Source organism: Pseudomonas sp. NBRC 111143 (genome assembly GCF_001320965.1).
In the GTDB taxonomy this organism is placed as follows: Bacteria; Pseudomonadota; Gammaproteobacteria; order Pseudomonadales; family Pseudomonadaceae; genus Aquipseudomonas; species Aquipseudomonas machongensis.
Genome location: NZ_BCBT01000024.1, coordinates 65,095 through 86,904 on the forward strand (window position 1 = coordinate 65,095; position 21,810 = coordinate 86,904).

The following is a 21,810-nucleotide window of genomic DNA, read 5'->3' on the forward strand; positions in this document are numbered from 1 at the left end:
CATATCACGGCTGTGCTATCAACCGCTGCAAGGCCGCTTTTCGCTGATCGATCGGCTGCTGCCCCAAGTGCTCGACCCGCTGATAGAACAGCGTCCAGTCCCCGCCTGCCTCACGAAACAACGCCGCAAACGCCGGCACCCACTGGTCATACAGGCCGAACGGCAGCAGCTTGGCGTTGCTCATCGGCCCATACACCCAGGCGTCATAACGGCGATCACCGGCCCAGTCCCGATCGCGCAGCTCGCGGTATTCACGTCGCAATCGCGCGAACTCGGCCTGCTTGGCCACCCGCTTGTCGGCATCAGCAAGCGTCCCGGCATAGATCGCCTGCAGGCGCTCGCGACTCGCCAGCACCAGGCGGATGAACTGTTCACGCTGCCGCGCACCATCCTCGTGAGCCGCCGCAAGCCCGCGCGCCATGCGCCATTGCCGCGTGCCCTCCTGTTCGACGAAGGTGGCGAAGGACTCGTTGAATTCGGTGTCGTCCTTCACGTAGAAGCGCTGGTGCGCCAGCTCGTGAAAGATCAGCGTGGCCAGGCGCTCCTCGCCCCAGCCCACCATCGACGAGAGGATCGGATCGTCGAACCAGCCCAGGGTCGAGTAAGCCTCGACACCCCCGACATACACATCCAGCCCCTCCTCGCGCATCAGCGCTGCCGCCCCGCGCGCCGCACCCTGGCGGTAGTAGCCGCGGTAGGCGACGCAACCGGCGATGGGGAAGCAGTGAGTGACCGGCTGCAGCGACAACTCCGGCGTGGCGAACACATTCCACACTACATAAGGCCGGCCAAGATCGGCGTACACCCGGTAGCTACGGTTGTCCGGCAGCTTCAGGTGCTCGCTGGCGAAGGTGCGGGCCTGTTCGGCATGCAGCAGGCGCTGGCGCAGCCGTTCGTCAGTCGCAGGATCGGCCAGCATGCGCTCCACCGGCTGGCGTGCATGCAGCAGTTGCCATTGCCCTTCGGCCAGTTGGCCGTAGTAGCCGAGGCTGCCGCAACCGCTCAGCAGGAGCGCGGCCAGCAGCGGAACAAAAGGGCTGAAAACGCGGTCGAGAGCCCGGTGGCCTGAGCGCTGTAGCAGAAAAAGTCGAAACATCAGGGCTGTTCATCCCGCTCAAGGCCTGTGCGTTCCAAGACTATCTCGCCAGGGGACCCTTTCGCCATGCGTACACTGTTTGCCGTCGGCACCTTCGGGCTGCTGAGCGCGTGCTCCACCTTGCCCGACCCCGATCCCAACCAGGCCTGGATCGACCTCGCCCGCGACGACGACACCTCGCTGCACGCCGTGCAGGTGGACGAGCGCGACTGGGCCGACAACCGCTATTTCGAAGTGCCGCCGGGTAGCCATGAACTGACGGTGCGTTACCAGTTTCCAGTCTCCCCGAGCAATATCGGCCCGGTCGACGAGCCACTGTGGCGCGACTGCCAACTGAACCTGACCTTCAAGGACTTCAGCGCCGGCCAGCGCTACAGCCTGCAAGCCGGCAGCATTGGCTTGCGCCCCTGGGTGAAGCTCTATGACGAACGGCAGAAACTGATCGGCCAGGGCCTGCCAGCGGGCTGTCAGCGCACCTGATCAGCGCTATGCTTGTAACCTGTGACCCGCAAGCGGAGTTTCCTCATGCGCCAGCCCATGATGCTGATCGCCCTCAGTGCACTGGGGGCTTGCGCCAGCCCCTTGCCGCCCAAAGACCCGGCCCAGGCCTGGGTCGACCTCTACACCGTCACCCCCGGCCGCACCATCATGGCCGACAAGCTCGATGGCAAACGCCTCGACGACGGCCGCTACTTCCAAATCACGCCGGGCCGCCACGAACTGGTGGTGCGCTTCGACTACGAGCTGACTGCCGGGCTATTCACCACCAGCCCGACCGAGCGCACCTGCTACCTGACCGTGCGCTTCGACAACTTCAAGGCCGGCGAACGCTATCGCCTCGAAGCCCGGGCCCCGGCGATGCAGCCGCAGGTATACCTGTACGACGCCAATCGCCAGGTGCTGGTAGACGAGCCAAGCAACATCTTCTGCATTCCATGAACAACGGGGTCGCACTGCGACCCCGCTGCAACGACCGCTATTGGTCGTTCTTCTGGTAGATGATCTTCTTGGTTCCGCCATCGCAGGTGCCAACGACCATGTTCTGATCACTGACTTCGCTGTTCGGTACGATTTCCAGGGTGTAGGAAGGCACCCCAGCCGCCTGGATCTTCGCCTCGATCTCGGTCTTGAGCTCCTCGCACGGCTTGACTGCCGCCAGCGCGGAGGTGGTCAGCAACGAAGCCAGCACGGCGAATGCTACGCGGATCATGGAACAGCTCCTCAAAGGGCAGGCAAGCTGCCGACCCTTCCAGACTACAGCAAGCAACGCCTCACCTACGAGAGCAGCGTCGCATCCAGGCTGATCGTCGCGTTGAGCACTTTGGACACCGGACATCCCGCCTTGGCCTTGTTGGCGATCTCCTGGAACTGCGCCTCACTGGCACCAGGCACCTTGGCCTTGAGGGTGAGGTGCACGGCGGTGATGGCAAAACCATCGGCCTGCTTGTCGAGGCTGACTTCAGCGATGGTGTCGATGCGCTCGGGCGTCAGCCCGGCCTCACCCAGCATCATCGATAGCGCCATCGAGAAGCAGCCCGCATGAGCCGCGCCGATCAGCTCTTCGGGGTTGGTCCCAGGCGATCCTTCGAAGCGGGTATTGAAGCCATAGGGGTTCTGCTTGAGGGCGCCGCTCTCGGTGGACAGCAGGCCCTTGCCATCCTTGAGCCCTCCCTGCCAGATCGCCGATGCTGTCTTTTTCATGATGCCTCCTGGTTGTTCAGTGGGTGTCACTACGGATTCTGAGGACACTGCCTACAGCAAGTTCAGATCAATCCATAGCCAACCATTGAATCCATCGCCGGGTGCCCATACAGAGTCACAAAGGCCCTTGGCCAATCACTTTCCTGCGGAGGCTCCGATGACGCAGCTGCGCGACCTGAAGATATCCACCCTCGACCTGGTGCCCGTGCGCGCCGATGCCGGCCCGGCCCAGTCGCTACGCAACTCGCTGGACCTGGCGCAGCATGTGGAGCGTTTGGGCTACAACCGATTCTGGGTGGCCGAGCACCACAACATGGACGGCATCGCCAGCTCGGCGACCTCGGTGCTGATGGGCTATCTCGCCGGCGGGACCTCGCGCATCCGCATCGGCTCGGGCGGGGTGATGCTGCCCAACCATGCGCCGCTGGTGATCGCCGAGCAGTTCGGCACCCTGGCCAGCCTCTACCCCGGTCGCATCGACCTCGGCCTGGGCCGCGCGCCCGGCTCCGACCAGATGACCGCCCGCGCCCTGCGCCGCGAGCGCTCTGGCAGCGCCGACGACTTCCCCGATGATGTCGAGGAACTGTCGCGCTACCTCGGCCCGCGCACCGACGATCAGAAAGTCATCGCCGTGCCCGGCCACGACACCGAAGTACCGATGTGGCTGCTGGGTTCGAGCCTGTTCAGCGCGCAACTGGCCGGCATGCGTGGCATGCCCTACGCCTTCGCCTCGCATTTTGCGCCGCGCTACATGCACGAGGCGATCCGCATCTACCGCGACCATTTCAAGCCATCGACGACGCTGGACAAACCCTACGTGATGCTGGGTATCCCGATGGTGGTGGCGGACAGCGACGAGAAGGCCGAATACCTGGCGACCTCGGTCTACCAGCGCATCCTCGCGCTGATCCGCGGCCAGAGCCTGATGCAGCGCCCACCCGTGCAAAGCATGGACGGACTGTGGCTACCCCATGAGCGTGATGCGGTGGGGAGCTTCCTCGGGCTGGCGATGATCGGTAGCCCGCAGAAGGTGCGGGCGAAGGTGGAGGTGCTGCTGGAGCAGACCGGCGCAGATGAGCTGATCTTTACCTGTGACTTGTATGAACATGCGGACCGGCTACGCTCGTACGAGCTGCTGGCGCAGGCGTTGAAGGGCGAGTAAATGCCACCTGTGGGAGGGCGTGCGCCGCGAAAAAAACGTGTGGCCTGTACAAGGCAACGCGGTGTCTTTTTCGCGGGTAAACCCGCTCCCACACTTACAGCGTTCGGTTGAGCTCAGCGTCGCCTCAACCCCGGCGATAGACGATTTCCTTGGTCCCGGCCTCGCAACTGCCAATCACCTTGCCGGCCGGCGTGCCCTTGTCGACGATCTCCAGCGTATACCCCTGAACGCCCTTGGCATCGAGCTTGGCCGCAATTTCGCTCTTGAGCTCCTCGCACGGCTTGCCTGCCGCCATGGCACCACCGGCCAGCATCATCAGGCCCACTGCCAGAAACACTTTCTTCATCGTTACCGTTCCTTATGCGGATCAAAAAAGCAGAATAGGGCGCCGGCATGTACCGGTGCCCCCTGGAAGTCATACGCCATAAAGCAGGAACAGGCTATCCCCGCACTGTTTCAACTGTTGGCGATGCGGAACCCGACCTTGAGCGTGACCTGGAAATGCGCGGCCTTGTTGTCACGGATGTGACCACGTGTTTCGACCACCTCGAACCACTCCAGGTGCTTGATGCTCTTGCCGGCTTCGGCCAGGGCGTTGTTGATCGCATCTTCGATACTCGTGGGCGAGGAACCGACGAGTTCAATCTTCTTGTAGGTGTGATGATCGGACATGAGCGCTCTCCTTGAATGATGTGCTGGATTGAGCCTAGCAGCGCAGGCCCGGTTTACCTGCGAGCCATCGCCTCGGGTGAAAGTTCGATCGCACTTTCGCCACATCGCGCAGTCGCACTCTTTACACCCTACTCAGCGAAGGAGAGTCCACATGGCCCGTAACGCACTGCGCAAGACCTCACTGGAAAGCATGGAAGCTGAGATCGAAAGCCTGCTCAAGACGCTGGAAGACCTCAAAGGCGATGCTTCGGAAGAAACGCAGAAAACCATGAAGGCGCTGCGCGGCAACGCCCAGAACGCTCTCAAGCATTCGCGCAGCCTGCTGACCGACGCCTACGAAGAAGTGAAGACCCGCACCCGGGAAACCGGCATCGCAACCCGTGACTACGCCCAGGAACACCCCTGGACCACGGCTGGCGTGGCCGTTGGCGCGTTGGGCCTGCTCGCCGCCTACCTGCTGTGCCGTCGCAACTAACCCTGCGCCTGCAACTCCCGGCGCAACCACTGCGCCAACTGCTCGGCGCGCCCGTCTGCGGCGCGCCGCGGCACCCATAGCGCCAACGCCGCCGGCGTAGGCGAAAACCCCCACGGCGCCGCCAGGCGTCCCGCTCGCAGGTCGTCCGCCACCAGCGGTTGCGGCGCGATCGCCACCCCCAAACCGGCCACCGCTGCCTCCAGCAGGTAGTACAGGTGCTCGAATGCCTGGCCGAAGGTCAGCACACTGGCATCCAACCCTTGCTGCGCAGCCCAGGTCGGCCACGCCTGAGGGCGCGAGGTGGTGTGCAGCAGGGCCTCGCCCAACAGGGCACGCGCAGGGGCCTGGTGCAGACGCTCGAAGCCGGGAAAGTGCGGGCTGATCACCGGCCCGATACGTTCCTCGGCCAGCACATGCACCTGCATGTCCGCGGGCCACGGCGGCTCGGCATACACCAGCAATGCATCCAACCCTGGGCGGCGCGGATCGAGATCCCCCTCTCCGGCCGACAAGTGCAGGCGCAACTCAGGCAGATCGGCCTTCAAACGCCCGAGGCGAGGAATGAACCACCGCGCCAACAGGCTGCCGGAACACCCCAGTACGAAGGGCGCATCGCTGACATCGCGGCTAAGTTCGGCGCATACACTGCGCAGGCGATCGAAGGCATCGAAGCTGGCATCACGCAGGCGAGCCCCGGCATCTGTGAGTTTGACGCCACGCCCATCCTTGACGAACAGGGCAACGCCCAAATGCTCCTCGAGCACCTTGATCTGCCGGCTCACCGCGCCATGTGTCACGTGCAGCTGTTCGGCGGCCTGGCTGACGCTGTTCAGCCGGGCAGTGGCCTCGAAGGCGCGCAGGGCATTGAGGGGTGGGAGGTCCTGGGGCATTTGACTTGTGAGTTTTCCTGACGAGTTGTCGCAATCTTATCGGTTTTCAGGGGACGTTGCGCTGGGTAGAGTAGGCCCATCGATCAGTGGTGGCCTCTTCGCGGGCAAGCCCGCTCCCACAAGTGCAATGCTGTATTGAGCATCCCACTATTTCTGTGGGAGCGGGCTTGCCCCCGAAGAAGGCAACACGATATCCAATCCAGACCCCTATGGAGCGCCCCATGTCCCAGTCCCAATACCGCCCCGGCCCCGACGCCAATGGCCTGTTCGGCTCGTTTGGCGGCCGCTACGTAGCCGAAACCCTGATGCCCCTGGTCCTGGACCTGGCTCGCGAATATGAAGCGGCCAAGGCCGACCCCGAGTTCCTCGAGCAACTCGCCTACTTCCAGCGCGACTACATCGGCCGCCCCAACCCGCTGTACTTCGCCGAGCGCCTGACCGAGCACTGCGGCGGCGCAAAGATCTTCTTCAAGCGTGAAGAACTCAACCACACCGGCGCGCACAAGGTGAACAACTGCATCGGCCAAGTGTTGCTGGCCAAGCGCATGGGCAAGAAGCGCCTGATCGCCGAGACCGGCGCCGGCATGCACGGCGTGGCCACCGCCACCGTCGCTGCGCGCTTCGGCCTGCCTTGCGTGATCTACATGGGCGCCACCGACATCGAGCGCCAGCAGGCCAACGTGTTCCGCATGAAGCTGCTGGGCGCCGAGATCGTTCCGGTCACCGCCGGCACCGGTACCCTGAAAGACGCCATGAACGAGGCCCTGCGCGACTGGGTCACCAACGTCGAAGACACCTTCTACCTGATCGGCACCGTGGCCGGCCCGCACCCTTACCCGGCGATGGTTCGCGACTTCCAGTCGATCATCGGCAAGGAAACCCGCGCCCAGTTGCACGAGAAGGAAGGCCGCCTGCCGGACAGCCTGGTCGCCTGCGTCGGCGGCGGCTCCAACGCCATGGGCCTGTTCCACAACTTCCTCGAAGACGAAAGCGTGCAGATCATCGGCGTCGAAGCCGGTGGCCATGGCGTGCACACAGACAAGCACGCCGCCAGCCTCAATGGTGGCGTCCCTGGCGTACTGCACGGCAACCGCACCTACCTGCTGCAGGACGACGATGGCCAGATCACCGATGCCCACTCGATCTCCGCCGGCCTGGACTACCCCGGCATCGGCCCCGAGCACGCCTACCTGCACGAAGTGAAGCGGGTCGAATACGTCAGCATCACCGACGACGAGGCCCTGGACGCCTTCCACGCCACCTGCCGCCTCGAAGGCATCATCCCGGCGCTGGAGAGCTCCCACGCCCTGGCCGAGGCGATCAAGCGCGCCCCGAGCCTGCCCAAGGATCACCTGATGGTCGTGTGCCTCTCCGGCCGCGGCGACAAAGACATGCAAACCGTGATGAACCACATGGCTGCCCAGGAGAAACAGGCATGAGCCGTCTTGAACAACGTTTCGCCGACCTGAAGGCCGAAGGCCGCTCGGCGCTGGTCACCTTCATCACCGCAGGCGACCCTGGCTACCAGGCCTCGCTGGAAATCCTCAAGGGCCTGCCCGACGCCGGCGCCGATGTGATCGAGCTGGGCATGCCCTTCACCGACCCGATGGCCGACGGCGTGGCGATCCAGCTCGCCACCCTGCGCGCCCTGGAAGCCGGCCAGACCCTGGCGAAAACCCTGGAGATGGTCCGCGAATTCCGCGTCGGCAACCAGACCACGCCGATCGTGCTGATGGGCTACTACAACCCGATCCATCGCTTTGGCGTGGAACAGTTCGTCGCCGAGGCGAAGGCCGTTGGCGTCGATGGCCTGATCATCGTAGATCTACCACCAGAGCACGACGCCGAGCTGGCAACCCCGGCCCAGGCCGCGGGCATCGACTTCATCCGCCTGACCACCCCGACTACCGACGACGTGCGTCTGCCACGTGTGCTCGAGCGCAGCTCGGGCTTCGTCTACTACGTGTCGGTGGCGGGTGTAACCGGTGCGGGCTCGGCGACCACCGAGCACGTCAAGGAGGCCATCACCCGCCTGCGTCGCCATACCGACCTGCCGATCAGCGTCGGTTTCGGCATCCGCACGCCGGAGCAAGCTGCAGCGATCGCCAAGCTGTCCGACGGCGTGGTGGTGGGCTCGGCACTGGTCGACAAGATCGCCCAGGCCAAGTCACCCGAGCAGGCTGTGAGCGATGTACTGAGCCTGTGCTCGGCGCTGGCTGAAGGGGTGCGCGGCGCTCGGCGCTGATCCGGTAGCGCTTTCTTCGCCGGTGAACCCCACAGGAATGACACCGAACCCTGTGGGAGCGGGTTCACCGGCGAATCGACCACCGCTATTGCTTGAAGATCGACAGGTCCAATGGCCTGATCGCCCCCATCCAGATCGCATGATCGCGATGGTCCGCCAGCTCATCGCCGGTCAGTGGATGCAAAAACACCACCAAGCCCCTGCGATACAGCGCCAGCCACGGCAACACCACACCCACCACCTCCGGCCCGAAGGCCAGTTGGCAACTCCAGTCCGGGTGCGGGCCGACCGGTTTCTGGTGCATGCGGCCCATGGTCACGGGGAACAGCCGAGCCGCCTCTTCGCACAGTTGCCGGGCTTGTTCCTGGGTCGAGGCGTCGTAGTACACGTGGGCATGGTAGCCCTTGATCCTTTGCACGATAGCTCCTGAAATGCGGGGGTTGCGGGTAGGACTATACGCCGGAGGGCCTCGTCGCGGGCTTGCTCCGTGACGGCATCACTGAGACCCTCGCTCAAGCTCCAGCCACTCCACGAACCGTTCGATCAACGCCCCACGCCGCTTGCGCGGAGGCAACACCACGTAATACCCACGCGACGAACGCAAACTCCCTTCCACCGGCCGGCACAGCAATCCCTGCTCGACCAACCCATCGACCAGATGCCCCCAACCAATCCCGACCCCTTGCCCGGCAATCGCGGCCTGGATCAGCAAGGTGTAGTTATCGAAGCGCAACTGCCCTGGTGGTGGCGGGCTGACCACGCCGAAACCGCGAAACACCCCCGCCCAGTCGAACCAGCCACTGGCCTGTTCACCGCGTAGATGCAACAAGGGCAATCGTTGCAAAGCCACGGCTGACAAGGTTTTGCCATCAGTCAGCCGCGGGCTGCAGACCGGAAACACCTCTTCATCGAACAACCAGCGGCTTTCGCCCTGATGAAAGCGCCCGTCGCCAAACAATACGGCCACATCGATATCGGGGCGCAGCATCCCCTGGCTGCGCTCGCCGGTCACCAGGCTCACATCCACCTGTGGATAAGCCTCGTGAAAACGCTGCAGCCGTGGCATCAGCCAGAAGGCGGCAAAGGCGAAGTCGGTGGCCACCTGCAACACCTCGCGCTGCCCGCGACCGCTGGCCTCGGCAATGCCTTCATCCATCGCCTGCAAACCCTGGTGGACCTGCTCGAACAGCGACTGGCCCGCATCCGTCAGCGCGATACCCCGGTAGATCCGGTCGAACAAGCGCGTGCCCAACTGCGCCTCGAGCCGCTTGACCTGCTGGCTCACAGCCGGCTGCGTGGTGCCCAGCTCCAGTGCCGCCGCCGTAAAGCCGCGCAGACGCGCCGCCGCCTCGAACACGCGCAAGCTTTCCAGTGACATGCCCGCAAGGTGCTCAAACATAAGCTCAGCTAATCCCAGTCATTGCCCGCCATGGGCTTTACCCATGTTATCCACAGTCGCATCCTCGATCGCAAGCAATTCACATAACGTTCGACGATGGAAGGGCACCTCATGAAGCAACCCAATATCCTGTTCATCATGGCCGACCAGATGGCCGCGCCCATGCTGCCGATCTACAACCCCTCGCCGATCAGGATGCCCAACCTCGCCCGCCTCGCCGAACAGGCAGTGGTCTTCGATTCTGCCTACTGCAACAGCCCGCTGTGCGCGCCGTCGCGCTTCACACTGGTCAGCGGCCAGTTGCCCAGCCGTATCGGCGCCTATGACAACGCCGCCGACTTTCCCGCCGACATCCCCACGTACGCCCACTACCTGCGCCGCCTCGGCTACCGCACCGCGCTGTCGGGCAAGATGCACTTCTGCGGCCCTGACCAGTTGCACGGCTATGAAGAGCGCCTGACCAGCGACATCTATCCCGCCGATTACGGCTGGGCGGTGAACTGGGACGCCCCCGAGGTGCGCCCGAGCTGGTACCACAACATGTCCTCGGTGCTGCAGGCCGGGCCGTGCGTGCGCACCAACCAGCTGGATTTCGACGAGGAAGTGGTGTTCAAGGCGCAGCAGTACCTGTACGACCACGTTCGCGAGGATGACGGTCGCCCGTTCTGCCTGACCGTCTCGATGACCCACCCGCACGACCCCTACACCATCCCTCGGCGCTACTGGGATCTCTACGAGTCTGTGGATATCCCCCTGCCACGCGACGAAATCGCCCAGGACCAGCAAGACCCTCACTCGCAGCGCCTGCTAAAGGTCTACGACCTGTGGAACAAGCCGCTGCCTGTGGACAAGATCCGCGACGCGCGCCGCGCCTACTTCGGCGCCTGCAGCTACATCGACGACAACATCGGCAGGCTGCTGCAGACCCTCGAGGATTGCGGCCTGGCCGACGACACGCTGATCGTGTTCTCCGGCGATCATGGCGACATGCTTGGCGAGCGCGGGCTCTGGTACAAGATGCACTGGTTCGAGATGTCGGCGCGAGTGCCATTGCTGGTCCATGCGCCCAAGCGTTTCGCCGCGGCGCGGGTCAGCGCCAGCGTGTCCACCTGTGACCTGCTGCCGACCCTGGTCGAGCTGGCAGGCGGGGCTGTGGATAACAGCCTGCATCTGGACGGCCGCTCGCTGCTCGGCCACCTGCAAGGGCAGGGCGGGCACGATGAGGTGATTGGCGAATACATGGCCGAGGGTACGATCGGGCCGCTGATGATGATTCGGCGTGGCGCGTACAAGTTCGTGTACAGCGAAGACGACCCGTGCCTACTCTACGACCTGAGCCGCGACCCGCACGAGCGGGAGAACCTCACCGGCAGCCCGGATCACCAAGGCTTGCTGCAGGCATTTGTCGATGAAGCCAGGCAACGCTGGGACGTTTCCAGCCTGCGCCAGCAGGTGCTGGCCAGCCAACGCCGCCGCCGTCTGGTGGCCGAGGCCCTGGCCATCGGCAAACTGAAAAGCTGGGATCACCAACCCTTGGTCGACGCCAGCCAACAGTACATGCGCAACCATATCGATCTCGATGACCTCGAGCGCAAGGCACGTTATCCACAGCCCGCACCCATGTATTGAGAAGAGAGGCCGCCATGCAGAAGTTCTCCACCGCCGTGATCGCCCTGGCCCTGGGCCTGAGCACCTTGACCGCCCAAGCGGCCGACAGCGACACGCAATGCAGTACCGTCAAACTGGCTGACCCCGGCTGGAGCGATATCGCCTCCACCAACGCCATCACCCGCCTGTTGCTCGAAAGCCTGGGTTACCAGGTGAAGATCGACAGCCTTGCTGTACCGATCATCTACGGCGGCCTGAAAGACGGCCGCGTGGACGCCTTCCTCGGCAACTGGATGCCAGCGCAGCAGGGCTTTCATGACAAGTTCATCGCCACCGGCGACGTGAAACAATTGTCGCGCAACCTCGAAGGCACCGAGTTCACCCTGGCAGTGCCCGACTACGTGTGGAATGCCGGTATCAAGGACTTCGCCGACCTGCAGAAACACGCCGAGCAGTTCGACAAGAAGCTCTACGGCATCGGCTCCGGCGCGCCGGCCAACCTGTCGCTCAAGGAAATCATCGACAAGAATGAGTTCAACCTCGGGCAGTGGAAGCTGATCGAGTCCAGCGAGCAGGCGATGCTGGCGCAGGTCGACCGCGCCGTGAAGAAGAACCAGTTCATCACCTTCCTCGGCTGGACACCGCACCCGATGAACGTGAAGCTGAAGATGCACTACCTCACCGGTGGCGAGAAATGGTTCGGCAGCAAGGGCGAGGTGTTCACCCTGGTGCGCAACGGTTATCCACAGGCCTGCCCGAATGCCGCGAAACTGCTGGGCAACCTGGCATTTACCCTGGATATGGAGAACGCCATCATGGCCGAGGTCGTGGACAAGAAGGTCAGTTTCGACCAGGCAGCCAAGGCGTGGGTGAAGGCGCATCCACAAGTCCTGGAGGCGTGGCTCGCCGGCGTGAGCAGCAAGGCTGGCGGTGATGCACTGGAGGCCGTCAAGGCCAAACTCTGATTGCCCGCTGCCGCGGTAGGTATGAATCCGCTCCAGAAAGGGGCAAAACTCAGGACTGTGAATAACCCATGCCCCGCCTGACCCGGCTGCTGCCCTTCCTGACCTGGCTTCCCCGGCAATCGCGCCGCAGCCTGCGCCAGGACCTGCTGGTGGGTCTGAGCGGCGCGATCCTCGCCCTGCCGCAGTCCATCGCCTATGCGTTGATTGCCGGCCTGCCCGCCGAATACGGCCTGTATGCGGCCATCGTGCCGGTACTGATCGCCTGCCTGTGGGGGTCGTCGTGGCACCTGATCTGCGGTCCCACCGCCGCCATCTCCATCGTCCTCTACGCCAGCATCAGCCCGCTGGCCGTGGCCGGCAGCAGCGACTACGTGACCCTCGTCCTGCTGCTGACCTTTCTTGGCGGGGTGTTCCAGCTGCTGCTCGGGCTGCTGCGCTTCGGCACGCTGGTCAACTTCGTCTCCCATTCAGTGGTGCTCGGCTTCACCCTGGGCGCCGCCATCGTCATTGCCCTTGGCCAGTTGCCGAACCTGATGGGCATCGACTTGCCCAGCCAGGCCACGGCACTCAAGACGGCCCAGGACCTGTTCGCCCACGCCCGCGAAGTGGACGTGCCCTCGCTGGGGCTGGGCCTGGCCACCTTGCTGATCGGCATCGCCATCAAGCTCTCGCGCCCGCGCTGGCCGGCGCTGTTGATAAGCCTGGTGCTGGTGAGCCTGGTGGCGTGGCTGCTGCCCGGATACTTCGCTCACGTGCCCCGCGTTCCCGCGTTCAGCGGCCATCTGCCGCCCCTGAGCCCGCTGCCGTTGCTCGACCTGGACCTGATCCTGCGCCTGCTGCCCAGCGCCGTGGCGGTGGGCATGCTCGGGTTGGTCACCAGCCTGTCGATCGCCCGCTCGTTGTCAGCCCGTTCCGAACAACTGATCGACGCCGACCAGGAGATTCGCGCCCAGGGTTTTTCCAACATGGTCGGGGCGTTTTTCTCGGGTTACCTGTCGTCTGGTTCGTTCACCCGCTCCGGACTGAGCTTCGAGGCGGGCGCCCGCTCCCCTATGGCCGGGGTGTTCTCGGCGCTGTGGGTGGCGCTGTTCGCCGTGGCCGGTGCCGGGCTCATCGCTCACCTGCCAATCCCGGCGATGGCCGGCAGCATCCTGCTGATTTGTTGGGGACTGGTGGATCACAAGGCGATTCGCGCGCTGTTCCGCGTCAGCCGTTCGGAGTTCCTGGTGATGGCGCTGACCGCTGCAGCGACTCTATTGCTGGAGCTGCAAACGGCGATCTATGCGGGGGTGCTGGCGTCGCTGTTCTTCTACCTCAAGCGCACCTCGCGGCCACGGGTGCAGCAGAGCCGTGAAGGGGAGGCGGACGTGCTGCGGGTCGGTGGCTCGATCTTCTTCGGTGCCGCGCATTATCTGCAGGTACGCCTGCAGCGCTGCCAAGGGCCGCATGTGGTAATCGACGCGCGGCAGATCAACTTCATCGACTATTCGGGTGTGGATATGTTGCATCGCGAGGCGCGCCGGCTGGCGCGCAATGGCGGCAGCCTGACCCTGCATCGGGCCAGGCCCCAGGTGGTGGAGGAGTTGCAGAAGCTGGAGGGGATCGACGGGTGTCCGATCAGGTTCGAGGAGTAAGCCCTACCCCCGCGCCAACTGCCGCCGCAATTCATCCAGCACCGGCCCGGTGTCAGGCCGAACCCCGCGCCAGACATAAAACGCCTCGGCCGCCTGCTCGGCGAGCATTCCCAGCCCATCCAGCACTTTCGCCGCCCCAAGCTTCGTCGCCCACTGGCAGAACGGCGTCGGCTCCTTGCCATACATCATGTCGTAGCACACGGTGCGACCGGCCTCGACCAGACTTTCGGCGATCGGCGGCAACTCCCCCGAAAGGCTCGCCGAGGTGGCGTTGATGATCACGTCCACCGGCTCCTGCAACCAGGCAAAGCCGCTGGCCACCACCGGCCCGAGTTCGTCGAATTCGCGCGCCAGGTGCTCGGCCTTTTCCACCGTACGATTGGCGATCACCAGCGATTGCGGCTTATGCGCCAGGATCGGCTCCAGCACGCCACGCACCGCACCACCGGCGCCGAGAATCAGGATGCGCTTGCCCGCCAGCGTGACCCCGGCATTCACCGTCAGGTCGCGCACCAGGCCTGCGCCATCGGTGTTGTCGCCCTGCAGCGTGCCATCGGCCAACAAGGTCAGCGTGTTGACCGCGCCCGCGCGTTGCGCCCGTGGCGTGAGGCTGTCGCACAGGCGGTACGCCTCTTCCTTGAACGGCACGGTCACGTTGGCGCCGCTGCCCTGCTTGAAGAAGCCGCGGGCGCAGTCGCTGAACTCGTCCAGCGGCGCCAGCAGGGTGCTGTATTCCAGATCCTGGCCGGTCTGCTCGGCGAACAGGCGGTGGATCAGCGGCGACTTGCTGTGGCCGATGGGGTTACCGAAAACGACGTACTGGTCCATGAGAAATCCTCGGTTATCCACAGATTTACTGGCCGAGCCAGTCGCGGTCCTGCAGGAAGTACTCGGTCAGGCGCGCTTCCTCGCTGCCAGGGGTGGCCTTCCAGTCGTAGCCCCAACGAACCTGCGGCGGCAACGACATGAGGATCGACTCGGTACGCCCGCCGGATTGCAGGCCGAACAGCGTGCCGCGGTCGTAGACCAGGTTGAACTCGACATAGCGCCCACGGCGATATTCCTGGAATTCGCGCTGCTGCGCGGTGTAGGGGGTGTTCTTGCGCCGCTGCACGATCGGCAGGTAGGCCTCGATGTAGGCATCGCCGATGGCGCGGATGAAGGCGAAGCAGGTGTCGAAATCCCACTCGTTCAGGTCATCGAAGAACAGCCCGCCAATGCCACGGGGTTCGCCGCGGTGCTTGAGGTGGAAGTAGCGGTCGCACCAGGCCTTGTAGCGCGGGTACACGTCGGCGCCGAAGGGGGCACAGGCCTGTTCGGCGACGCGGTGCCAGTGGATGCAGTCTTCCTCGTTGCCGTAGTACGGGGTCAGGTCGAAGCCACCGCCGAACCACCACACCGCCTCTTCGCCCTCTTTCTCGGCGATGAAGAACCGCACGTTGGCGTGGGACGTCGGCACATGCGGGTTGTACGGATGGATCACCAGCGACACGCCCAGCGCCTCGAAGCCACGCCCGGCCAGCTCCGGACGGTGCGCGCTGGCCGACGGCGGCAGGCCTGCGCCGAACACGTGGGAGAAGTTGACCCCGCCTTTCTCGATCAGCTTGCCCTCGCCGATCACCCGGGTGCGACCACCGCCGCCAGCATCACGAACCCAGGCGTCCTCGACGAAGCGGGCGCCGCCGTCCTCGGTTTCGAGGGCGGCGCAGATGCGGTCTTGCAGGTCGAGCAGATAGGCCTTCACGGCCTCGGTACGGCTGGTCATCGGGTCACCTGGGAGGGGCAGGGAGGAATTCGCCGCGTAGCATACCACCGGCCAGCGCCGCGCCGCAGTTGACGGCAGTCAAGCAAAGGCGTCCGATAGAGGGCCTTTGCGATGACGACAACAGGAGTGTGTGATGGCCAAGCGTATTCAGTTCAGCCAGCATGGCGGCCCGGAAGTCCTGCAGCTCGTGGACTTCGAACCGACACCGCCCGGCCCGCAGCAGGTGCGCGTGCGCAACCATGCGATCGGTCTGAACTTCATCGATACCTATTTCCGTGGCGGGCTCTACGCGCCGCCATCACTGCCTTCAGGCCTGGGCACCGAAGGTGCGGGTGTGGTCGATGCGGTGGGCGAGGGCGTCACCCGCTTGAAGGTCGGCGACCGCGTCGGCTACGGCGGCGGGCCGCTGGGCGCTTATGGCGAATACCACACCCTGCCGGAAGCGAACCTGGTGAAGCTGCCCGACAGCATCAGCTTCGAGCAGGCTGCAGCCGTGATGCTCAAGGGCCTGACCACCCAGTACCTGCTCAAGCAGACCTACGCGGTGCAGCCCGGCGACTTCATTCTGTTCCACGCCGCAGCAGGTGGCGTCGGCTCGCTGGCCTGCCAATGGGCCAAGGCCTTGGGCGCCAAGCTGATCGGCACTGTCAGTTCGGCAGAAAAAGCCGAGCGCGCCAAGGCGCTCGGGGCCTGGGCGACCATCGACTACAGCCATGAAGACGTGGCCAAGCGTGTGCTGGAGCTGACAGAAGGCAAGAAGTGCGCGGTGGTGTATGACGGCGTGGGTGCCGACACCTGGCTGACTTCGCTCGACTGCCTGCGCCCGCGTGGCTTGATGGTGAGCTTCGGCAATGCCTCCGGCGCGGTGAGTGGCGTGAACCTGGGAATTCTGTCGCAGAAGGGCTCGCTGTACGTGACCCGGCCGACCCTGGCCAGCTACGCCAATAACGCCGAGAACACCCAGGCCATGGCCGATGACCTGTTCGCGATGATTGCCAGTGGCAAGCTGGTGGTGGATATCCAGCAGCGGTATCCGTTGAGCGAGGCGGCGAAAGCGCAGGAGGCCTTGTCGGCGCGACAGACGGTGGGGTCGACGGTGCTGTTGCCCTGAGTCCTGCGGGAGCGGTGGTTCGGCGTACCGAACCCGCTCCCATGGAGGGGTCAGCCTTCGTAGGAAATTTCCCTAAAATAAGAAATGTCCACCCTTGGAAATCAGAGTCCCTTGAAACCAGCACCGCTCTCAAGAACAACTAACAAACAAGTGCTTCCAAGTAAGCTATCGATGGTGATTCGCACTCGACTTGTCGCCTGGTAGCAATGTCTGCGAAGGCTTCCAAACTATTAGGCGTATGCCTTTCTGGAATTGCTTGATAGAGGCATTCAGACGACTCGTATTACGTTTACTCGCAAGCAAATATTCAGTCTCATCCAAAGCGACGGTAGCCGGATTTCTCAAGGTCATAACCTCAGGGCTTTTTCGAAGGTGTTGGCTCAGTCTCGATCCCATCCAGCATCGCTTCGACCAGGCCCTCTGCCAGCTCGATGGCATGCAGGCTCGACCAGAACATGCCCCGACCGCTGTCGCTCAGGTGGTCAATGGCTTTGATGCCAGTGTCGTAGGCACAGCGCAGGTAGAGCGCGACGTGGACCAAGGCGTCGTGGGGTTCGATGTCGGGGTTGACGGTGAAGAGCGGGGGATGGCCGGCATCGCAGCGGCCGAAGGGGTGGGTGGTGGTTTTGGGGAGTGGTGGATCAGGAATCAGCTTATCGGTCATGTCATTTCTCGCTCGATATTTGCTGACACAACACTCGTTACCACACGAATGAGGGTGGCAGCTGTACACGGGGTGGTAAGCCGGAGGAGAAAAGACAAAGACCCCGGTAGGCCCGAAGGCCTCCCGCGTACAGCCGCCATGACGGCATTGTCTTTCTCAGTTTTCCCGGGTTACCACACCCGATCGCCAAGTTGTTCGGCGATGGTCTGGAGCCTAGAGGGAGACGTTCCCACTGAGAAGGTAATGGCGATCGATAGGCCGCGTAGGATATTTCCCTAAATCAAAAATGTGCAGTCTTGAGGACCAGAATCAGAAAACCCTGATGAGCGGCGCCTCTCTCCTTTGTAGGAGCGGGCTTGTTCGGGGCGCCGAAACCGCCGCGAACACCGGCAGAGCCGGTGCCATGCACCGCGGTGGCCTTTTCACGGGCAAGCCCGCTCCTACAAGTGTCGAACAATCACCCCGGCCGCACGACTTCGCCCGTGACCAGATCGCGAATCACACTCGGATTCCTGCGTCCGCCCAGCGCCCCACCAAGCACCAGGTCCAGCTGGTTGTGGAAATACTGTTCCACCCGCAACCGGCTCTTGGCCGCCGGCCGCCCGGCCGGGTTGGCGGAGGTGGAGATCAGCGGCCCGACCAGCGCGCACAGCTCGCGCACCTGGGGATGATCGCTGACCCGGAGCGCCACCGTATCGTGCTGGCCGGTCACCCATTCGGGCAACAGGTCCTGGTGCGGCACCAGCCAGGTGTTCGGGCCCGGCCAGGTGCTGCCCATGCGATCGATCCAGTCTTGGGGGAAATCCTCGAACAGGAAGTCGAACTGGCGGATGTTGTCGGCGACCAGGATCAGGCCCTTATCCACAGGGCGTGACTTGAGCGCCAACAGGCGGTACACCGCGTCTTCGTTCCACGGGTCGCAGCCCAGGCCCCAGACCGCTTCCGTTGGATAGGCGATCACCGCACCCGCCTTCACCTCACGCGCGGCTTGTTGCACACGCCAACTGCTCACCATTGCTGTCTCTCCGCTTTAAGCCTGATGCGCAGTGTACTTAGGCGGAACGGGCAAACCAACGTCCGGCTTCACTGCTGACCCGTCCTTCGAGTTCGAGCTCGGTCAGACTGGCCAGTACCTGGGCCAATGGCAGCCCGCTGCTGTGGGCCAGGCCCTCGCTGGTCTGCGGAGCGGCATGCAGCAACGCCAGCAGTGGATGACCCGGTTTCTCCACAGACGCAGGAGGCAGGTTCTGCCAACCGCGCAGGCTGTCGAGGATCTGCCCGACACTCTCCACCAGCAGCGCACCATCGCGAATAAGTTGATGGCAACCCTTGGCGCCCGGGTGGTGAATGGAGCCGGGAATCGCATACACCTCCCGTCCCTGTTCGGCAGCCAGCCGGGCCGTGATCAACGAGCCGCTGGCCAGGCTGGCCTCCACGACCAGCACGCCGAGCGACAGGCCGCTGATGATGCGGTTGCGCCGCGGGAAGTTGCCGGCCAGTGGTCCGGCGTCCAGCGGGTACTCCGAAACCAGCGCGCTGCCGCTGTCGATCATGGCACGTGCCAAGTCGCGATGGCGCTGTGGATAAAGTTTTTGCAACCCTGTGCCGAGCACCCCGATCGTGTGGCCGCCAACGTTCAACGCAGCCCGATGAGCGGCGCCGTCGATACCCAGTGCCAAGCCGCTGGTGATAGTGAACCCGGCCTGAGCCAGGCAACGGGAAAACGCACCGGCCGTATCCAGCGCCGGGGGTGAAGCACGCCTGCTGCCCACGATCGCCAACTGCGGCCGTTCGAGCAGGGCAGGGTCACCGGCCACGAAAAGCAAAGGCGGCGGATCGTCTATCTCGGCCAGCAATGCCGGGTATCCAGGGCCGTCCCACATCAATAAACACTGGCCCGGACGCTCTAGCCAGGCCATTGCAGCCAATGCGCCATCGCGTACTTGCGCACTACGCCGGGCGTCTATACTGGAAGCCTTCAGGCCTAGAGCACGCCACGCGCTGGCCGGGGCACTGAGTGCCGAAGACGCGCTGCCGAATGCTTCGATGAGGGTATGGAAACGACGCAAGCCAATATCGGGAAGGCGATGCAGACGCAGCCGCGCCTCCAGTTCCGCCGGAGTGCAAGGCGACGAGCGGGATGGGTTCATGGTGGACCGTCCTTGATCGGCAGGAGGCCAATGAAGCGGCACATCCTGTGGATAACTTTGTGAGTAACACTTTGAAAAGCTGTCGATCAAAACGGCAGCTATCAAGCCCATAGAGACCCTAGCCAAGCTTCACAGGTGCCGAACGCTCCATTTCCCTTTATTATGTGTGCTCAGGTGCGACACGCGTAGCGTGTCTCCTCCACCAAGCTGTATGGCCAGCTTGATGGGATTTCTGCAAGGAAATCGAATACTTGGGTATCCATCCCCAAGAAACAAAACCAACCCAGAAGTCCAATGCCTTCAAGGACTTACCGCTGCGGCGGATGGCAAAACCCAAGGTCGTTCAGCTCTCGGTAGCACGACCGCAGAACCGGCACTCCCGGTTTTGGAGGGCCTCTTAGACTTAACCCACGCGGGAGTGTAGATCCCCGCAGGGGTCACCTCCTGCTCGTTTTCATTGCAGGAGGTAACAAATAACCGACCAACGGTCATTACCGTCTTGGCTCGGCTTTTCCTCAGGAGACATGAGCGGAAGCTCTGTCTGTCATTGTCCAACTGCCGCCCACACGGAGCAGTAGCGGACTCGTTGTGCGACCAACGGTAGCCTACGACGGCATGCATTACTGGCAACGGTGGTGTGTGAAGCCCGTCTGACAATGTAGCCCCCATCTCGGGTGCATTCTCTCCGCGAGGAGGGGTGCAGAGACTCGGAGCAGTGCCGGGTTAAGGCGCTAGGCTGACTGGTATGGGCAACATATGTGAACTACTGATAAACACCGTAAACATAGCCAAGCCAAAGCTGCTGACAGGCTTGAACCAAAAGGTACGTGATCGGATATCCCCGTCTGAGCTGGGGATACGTCGTCTTCCAAGATCCCCGGTGAAAAAGGTAGGTCCTAACCCAGTCGTGTGACAGACAGGGAACGTGGTAAGCCCGTATCGCTGCCCTTTGGGCAGGTGAACCGTAAGGAACACTGTTGGCGGTGCGGGTATGGGATCGCAGAGAAAGCGAACGCCAGGCTGTAATGGCTTGGATAGGGGTTGGAACATCACCCCACGGGAAACCGGGCAGACTTCTGCGTGGTCTTCTGTCGCAATGACTCTGACTGAGACCGTCTCATCAACTTCAGGGCTGGCTTCATTGGCCCTTGATCATCCAACCCTGACGGGGTGCACGCGCCCCTCAGGGGTACGTGCGCCTTCCGCTCGGGTGGTATCACTTTGAGAGGAAAGCAGCATGAAAGAGCTCAGCCAGCAAGGTGAGTCTGCGCTTTCCGGCACTCCGCAGCAGTGGCATGACGTCGATTGGCGTCGAGTTCAGCGGAATGTCCGGGGAATGCAGGTGCGAATTGCGAAGGCTTGTCGGGAAGGCAAATGGCGCAGGGTTAAATCCCTGCAACGAATGCTTACTCGCTCGAAGTCGGCCAGGTACTTGGCTGTACGGAGAGTCACGGAAAATCAGGGAAGCCGCACGGCGGGAGTCGATAAGCAACTCTGGGACACACCCATCGCGAAATGGAACGCGGTTGGTCAGTTGAAGACGCGGGGTTACCGGGCTCGGCCACTACGGCGAGTCTACATCCCGAAGTCGGATGGACGGGAACGCCCATTGGGCATACCGACCATGACGGATAGGGCTATGCAAGCGCTGTACATGCTAGCCCTGTCTCCCATCGCCGAAACCCATGGCGATCCTAATAGCTACGGCTTCAGGATCGAACGTTGTACGGCGGATGCGATGGCGCAGCTCTTCCTGTGTCTTTCCAAACAGGCTTCCGCCTGTTGGGTTCTGGACGCAGACATCGAAGGGTTCTTCGACAACATCAACCACGAATGGCTGCTAAGGAACGCCCCTACGGATACCCGGATGCTTCAGCAGTGGTTAAAGGCTGGAGTCATCCACAAGGGGCAGTTGCACGCAACGGACGCAGGCACGCCACAAGGGGGAATTATCTCCCCGGTGTTGGCAAATCTGGCACTGGATGGTCTGGAAACACTCCTCAAGCAATACCTAGGAGTGACAAGGGCGAAGAAACTGAAGGTGAATGTGGTGCGATACGCAGATGACTTCGTAATTACTGGCACCTCCTCGGAGGTGCTGGAGAACGAAGTAAAACCTTGGGTAGAACAGTTCCTCGCGACGCGAGGATTGCGGTTGTCACTCAAGAAAACGCGTGTTGCTCACATCGACGAAGGCTTCGACTTCCTTGGATGGAGTTTCCGGAAATACGAAGGAACGTTACTGATCAAGCCGAGCAAGAAGAACGTTAAGG

General features: G+C 63.1%; 24 protein-coding genes. 11 read left to right on the forward strand and 13 right to left on the reverse strand.

The genetic code is table 11. The annotated features are described in order from the left end of the window. Positions 1-4 precede the first annotated feature (4 nt). Complete coding sequence (locus tag APH44_RS14945; protein ID WP_054893385.1) at positions 5-1,096, reverse strand: aminopeptidase; 1,092 nt, start codon at positions 1,094-1,096, stop codon at positions 5-7. A 66-nt stretch (positions 1,097-1,162) separates the two neighbouring features. Between APH44_RS14945 and APH44_RS14950 the strand changes: the two genes are divergently transcribed. Then, positions 1,163-1,576 carry a hypothetical protein gene (locus APH44_RS14950; protein ID WP_054893386.1) on the forward strand — a complete coding sequence of 138 codons (414 nt, stop codon included), beginning with the start codon at positions 1,163-1,165 and terminating at the stop codon, positions 1,574-1,576. Between the two features lie 45 nt (positions 1,577-1,621). Next, on the forward strand, positions 1,622-2,035 hold the full coding sequence (locus APH44_RS14955) for a hypothetical protein (protein ID WP_054893387.1): 414 nt from the start codon (positions 1,622-1,624) through the stop codon (positions 2,033-2,035). A gap of 37 nt (positions 2,036-2,072) precedes the next feature. On the opposite strand, the gene APH44_RS14960 is transcribed toward APH44_RS14955, so the two are convergent. Both APH44_RS14960 and APH44_RS14965 read right to left on the reverse strand, forming a co-directional pair. Further along, the gene (locus APH44_RS14960; protein ID WP_054893388.1) at positions 2,073-2,306 is read right to left on the reverse strand and encodes a DUF1161 domain-containing protein; all 234 of its coding nucleotides are present in this window, start codon (positions 2,304-2,306) and stop codon (positions 2,073-2,075) included. Between the two features lie 65 nt (positions 2,307-2,371). Further along, positions 2,372-2,797, reverse strand: a complete 426-nt coding sequence (locus tag APH44_RS14965) for an OsmC family protein (RefSeq protein ID WP_054893389.1) — start codon at positions 2,795-2,797, stop codon at positions 2,372-2,374. A gap of 157 nt (positions 2,798-2,954) precedes the next feature. Here APH44_RS14965 and APH44_RS14970 point away from each other — a divergent pair, with 157 nt between their 5' ends. After that, complete coding sequence (locus tag APH44_RS14970) at positions 2,955-3,959, forward strand: LLM class flavin-dependent oxidoreductase (RefSeq protein ID WP_054893390.1); 1,005 nt, start codon at positions 2,955-2,957, stop codon at positions 3,957-3,959. 124 nt (positions 3,960-4,083) lie between these two features. Here the strand turns inward: APH44_RS14970 and APH44_RS14975 are convergent, their stop codons facing one another. After that, positions 4,084-4,305 (reverse strand): DUF1161 domain-containing protein, encoded by a 222-nt coding sequence (locus APH44_RS14975; protein ID WP_054893391.1) that lies wholly within the window; start codon positions 4,303-4,305, stop codon positions 4,084-4,086. Positions 4,306-4,415: 110 nt separating this feature from the next. Then, positions 4,416-4,631, reverse strand: coding sequence for a dodecin (locus APH44_RS14980; protein ID WP_054893392.1), 216 nt, complete (start codon positions 4,629-4,631; stop codon positions 4,416-4,418). Between the two features lie 151 nt (positions 4,632-4,782). Here APH44_RS14980 and APH44_RS14985 point away from each other — a divergent pair, with 151 nt between their 5' ends. Beyond that, entirely contained in the window at positions 4,783-5,106 is a 324-nt protein-coding gene (locus APH44_RS14985) for a YqjD family protein (RefSeq protein ID WP_054893393.1), read from the forward strand. On the opposite strand, the gene APH44_RS14990 is transcribed toward APH44_RS14985, so the two are convergent. Next, complete coding sequence (locus APH44_RS14990; protein ID WP_054893394.1) at positions 5,103-5,996, reverse strand: LysR family transcriptional regulator; 894 nt, start codon at positions 5,994-5,996, stop codon at positions 5,103-5,105. The two genes, APH44_RS14985 and APH44_RS14990, sit on opposite strands and share 4 nt — an antisense overlap. 221 nt (positions 5,997-6,217) lie before the next feature. On the opposite strand from APH44_RS14990, the gene trpB reads away from it, so the two are divergent. Both trpB and trpA read left to right on the forward strand, forming a co-directional pair. Next, complete coding sequence (trpB, locus tag APH44_RS14995; protein ID WP_054893395.1) at positions 6,218-7,435, forward strand: tryptophan synthase subunit beta; 1,218 nt, start codon at positions 6,218-6,220, stop codon at positions 7,433-7,435. Beyond that, on the forward strand, positions 7,432-8,241 hold the full coding sequence (gene trpA, locus APH44_RS15000) for a tryptophan synthase subunit alpha (protein ID WP_054893396.1): 810 nt from the start codon (positions 7,432-7,434) through the stop codon (positions 8,239-8,241). The genes trpB and trpA overlap by 4 nt, the downstream gene beginning before the upstream one ends. Positions 8,242-8,326: 85 nt before the next feature. On the opposite strand, the gene APH44_RS15005 is transcribed toward trpA, so the two are convergent. Beyond that, positions 8,327-8,659, reverse strand: coding sequence for a DOPA 4,5-dioxygenase family protein (locus APH44_RS15005; protein ID WP_054893397.1), 333 nt, complete (start codon positions 8,657-8,659; stop codon positions 8,327-8,329). A gap of 78 nt (positions 8,660-8,737) precedes the next feature. Next, positions 8,738-9,640: a LysR family transcriptional regulator gene (locus APH44_RS15010; RefSeq protein ID WP_054893398.1), complete on the reverse strand. Its 903-nt coding sequence runs from the start codon at positions 9,638-9,640 to the stop codon at positions 8,738-8,740. Between the two features lie 111 nt (positions 9,641-9,751). Here APH44_RS15010 and betC point away from each other — a divergent pair, with 111 nt between their 5' ends. The 3 genes from betC to APH44_RS15025 all read left to right on the forward strand — a co-directional run bounded on the left by betC (position 9,752) and on the right by APH44_RS15025 (position 13,847). Beyond that, on the forward strand, positions 9,752-11,269 hold the full coding sequence (betC, locus tag APH44_RS15015) for a choline-sulfatase (protein ID WP_054893399.1): 1,518 nt from the start codon (positions 9,752-9,754) through the stop codon (positions 11,267-11,269). A gap of 14 nt (positions 11,270-11,283) precedes the next feature. Continuing rightward, complete coding sequence (gene choX, locus APH44_RS15020) at positions 11,284-12,213, forward strand: choline ABC transporter substrate-binding protein (protein ID WP_054893400.1); 930 nt, start codon at positions 11,284-11,286, stop codon at positions 12,211-12,213. A 68-nt stretch (positions 12,214-12,281) separates the two neighbouring features. Further along, entirely contained in the window at positions 12,282-13,847 is a 1,566-nt protein-coding gene (locus APH44_RS15025) for a SulP family inorganic anion transporter (protein ID WP_054893401.1), read from the forward strand. A 3-nt stretch (positions 13,848-13,850) separates the two neighbouring features. Here APH44_RS15025 and aroE read toward each other — a convergent pair whose 3' ends face one another. Further along, positions 13,851-14,675 carry a shikimate dehydrogenase gene (gene aroE, locus APH44_RS15030; protein WP_054893402.1) on the reverse strand — a complete coding sequence of 275 codons (825 nt, stop codon included), beginning with the start codon at positions 14,673-14,675 and terminating at the stop codon, positions 13,851-13,853. Positions 14,676-14,700: 25 nt separating this feature from the next. Further along, entirely contained in the window at positions 14,701-15,612 is a 912-nt protein-coding gene (gene hemF, locus APH44_RS15035; RefSeq protein WP_054893403.1) for an oxygen-dependent coproporphyrinogen oxidase, read from the reverse strand. Between the two features lie 133 nt (positions 15,613-15,745). Between hemF and APH44_RS15040 the strand changes: the two genes are divergently transcribed. Continuing rightward, on the forward strand, positions 15,746-16,723 hold the full coding sequence (locus tag APH44_RS15040) for an NADPH:quinone reductase (protein WP_054893404.1): 978 nt from the start codon (positions 15,746-15,748) through the stop codon (positions 16,721-16,723). 355 nt (positions 16,724-17,078) lie between these two features. Here the strand turns inward: APH44_RS15040 and APH44_RS15045 are convergent, their stop codons facing one another. From APH44_RS15045 to dprA, 3 genes are all read right to left on the reverse strand, one after another. Continuing rightward, entirely contained in the window at positions 17,079-17,387 is a 309-nt protein-coding gene (locus tag APH44_RS15045; RefSeq protein WP_054893405.1) for a DUF6124 family protein, read from the reverse strand. A 457-nt stretch (positions 17,388-17,844) separates the two neighbouring features. Then, complete coding sequence (locus tag APH44_RS15050) at positions 17,845-18,402, reverse strand: L-threonylcarbamoyladenylate synthase (RefSeq protein ID WP_054893406.1); 558 nt, start codon at positions 18,400-18,402, stop codon at positions 17,845-17,847. Between the two features lie 37 nt (positions 18,403-18,439). Then, the gene (gene dprA, locus APH44_RS15055) at positions 18,440-19,537 is read right to left on the reverse strand and encodes a DNA-processing protein DprA (protein WP_054893407.1); all 1,098 of its coding nucleotides are present in this window, start codon (positions 19,535-19,537) and stop codon (positions 18,440-18,442) included. A 1,237-nt stretch (positions 19,538-20,774) separates the two neighbouring features. Here dprA and ltrA point away from each other — a divergent pair. Continuing rightward, on the forward strand, positions 20,775-21,810 hold a 1,036-nt coding region (gene ltrA, locus APH44_RS15060; protein WP_082430645.1), incomplete at its 3' end, for a group II intron reverse transcriptase/maturase.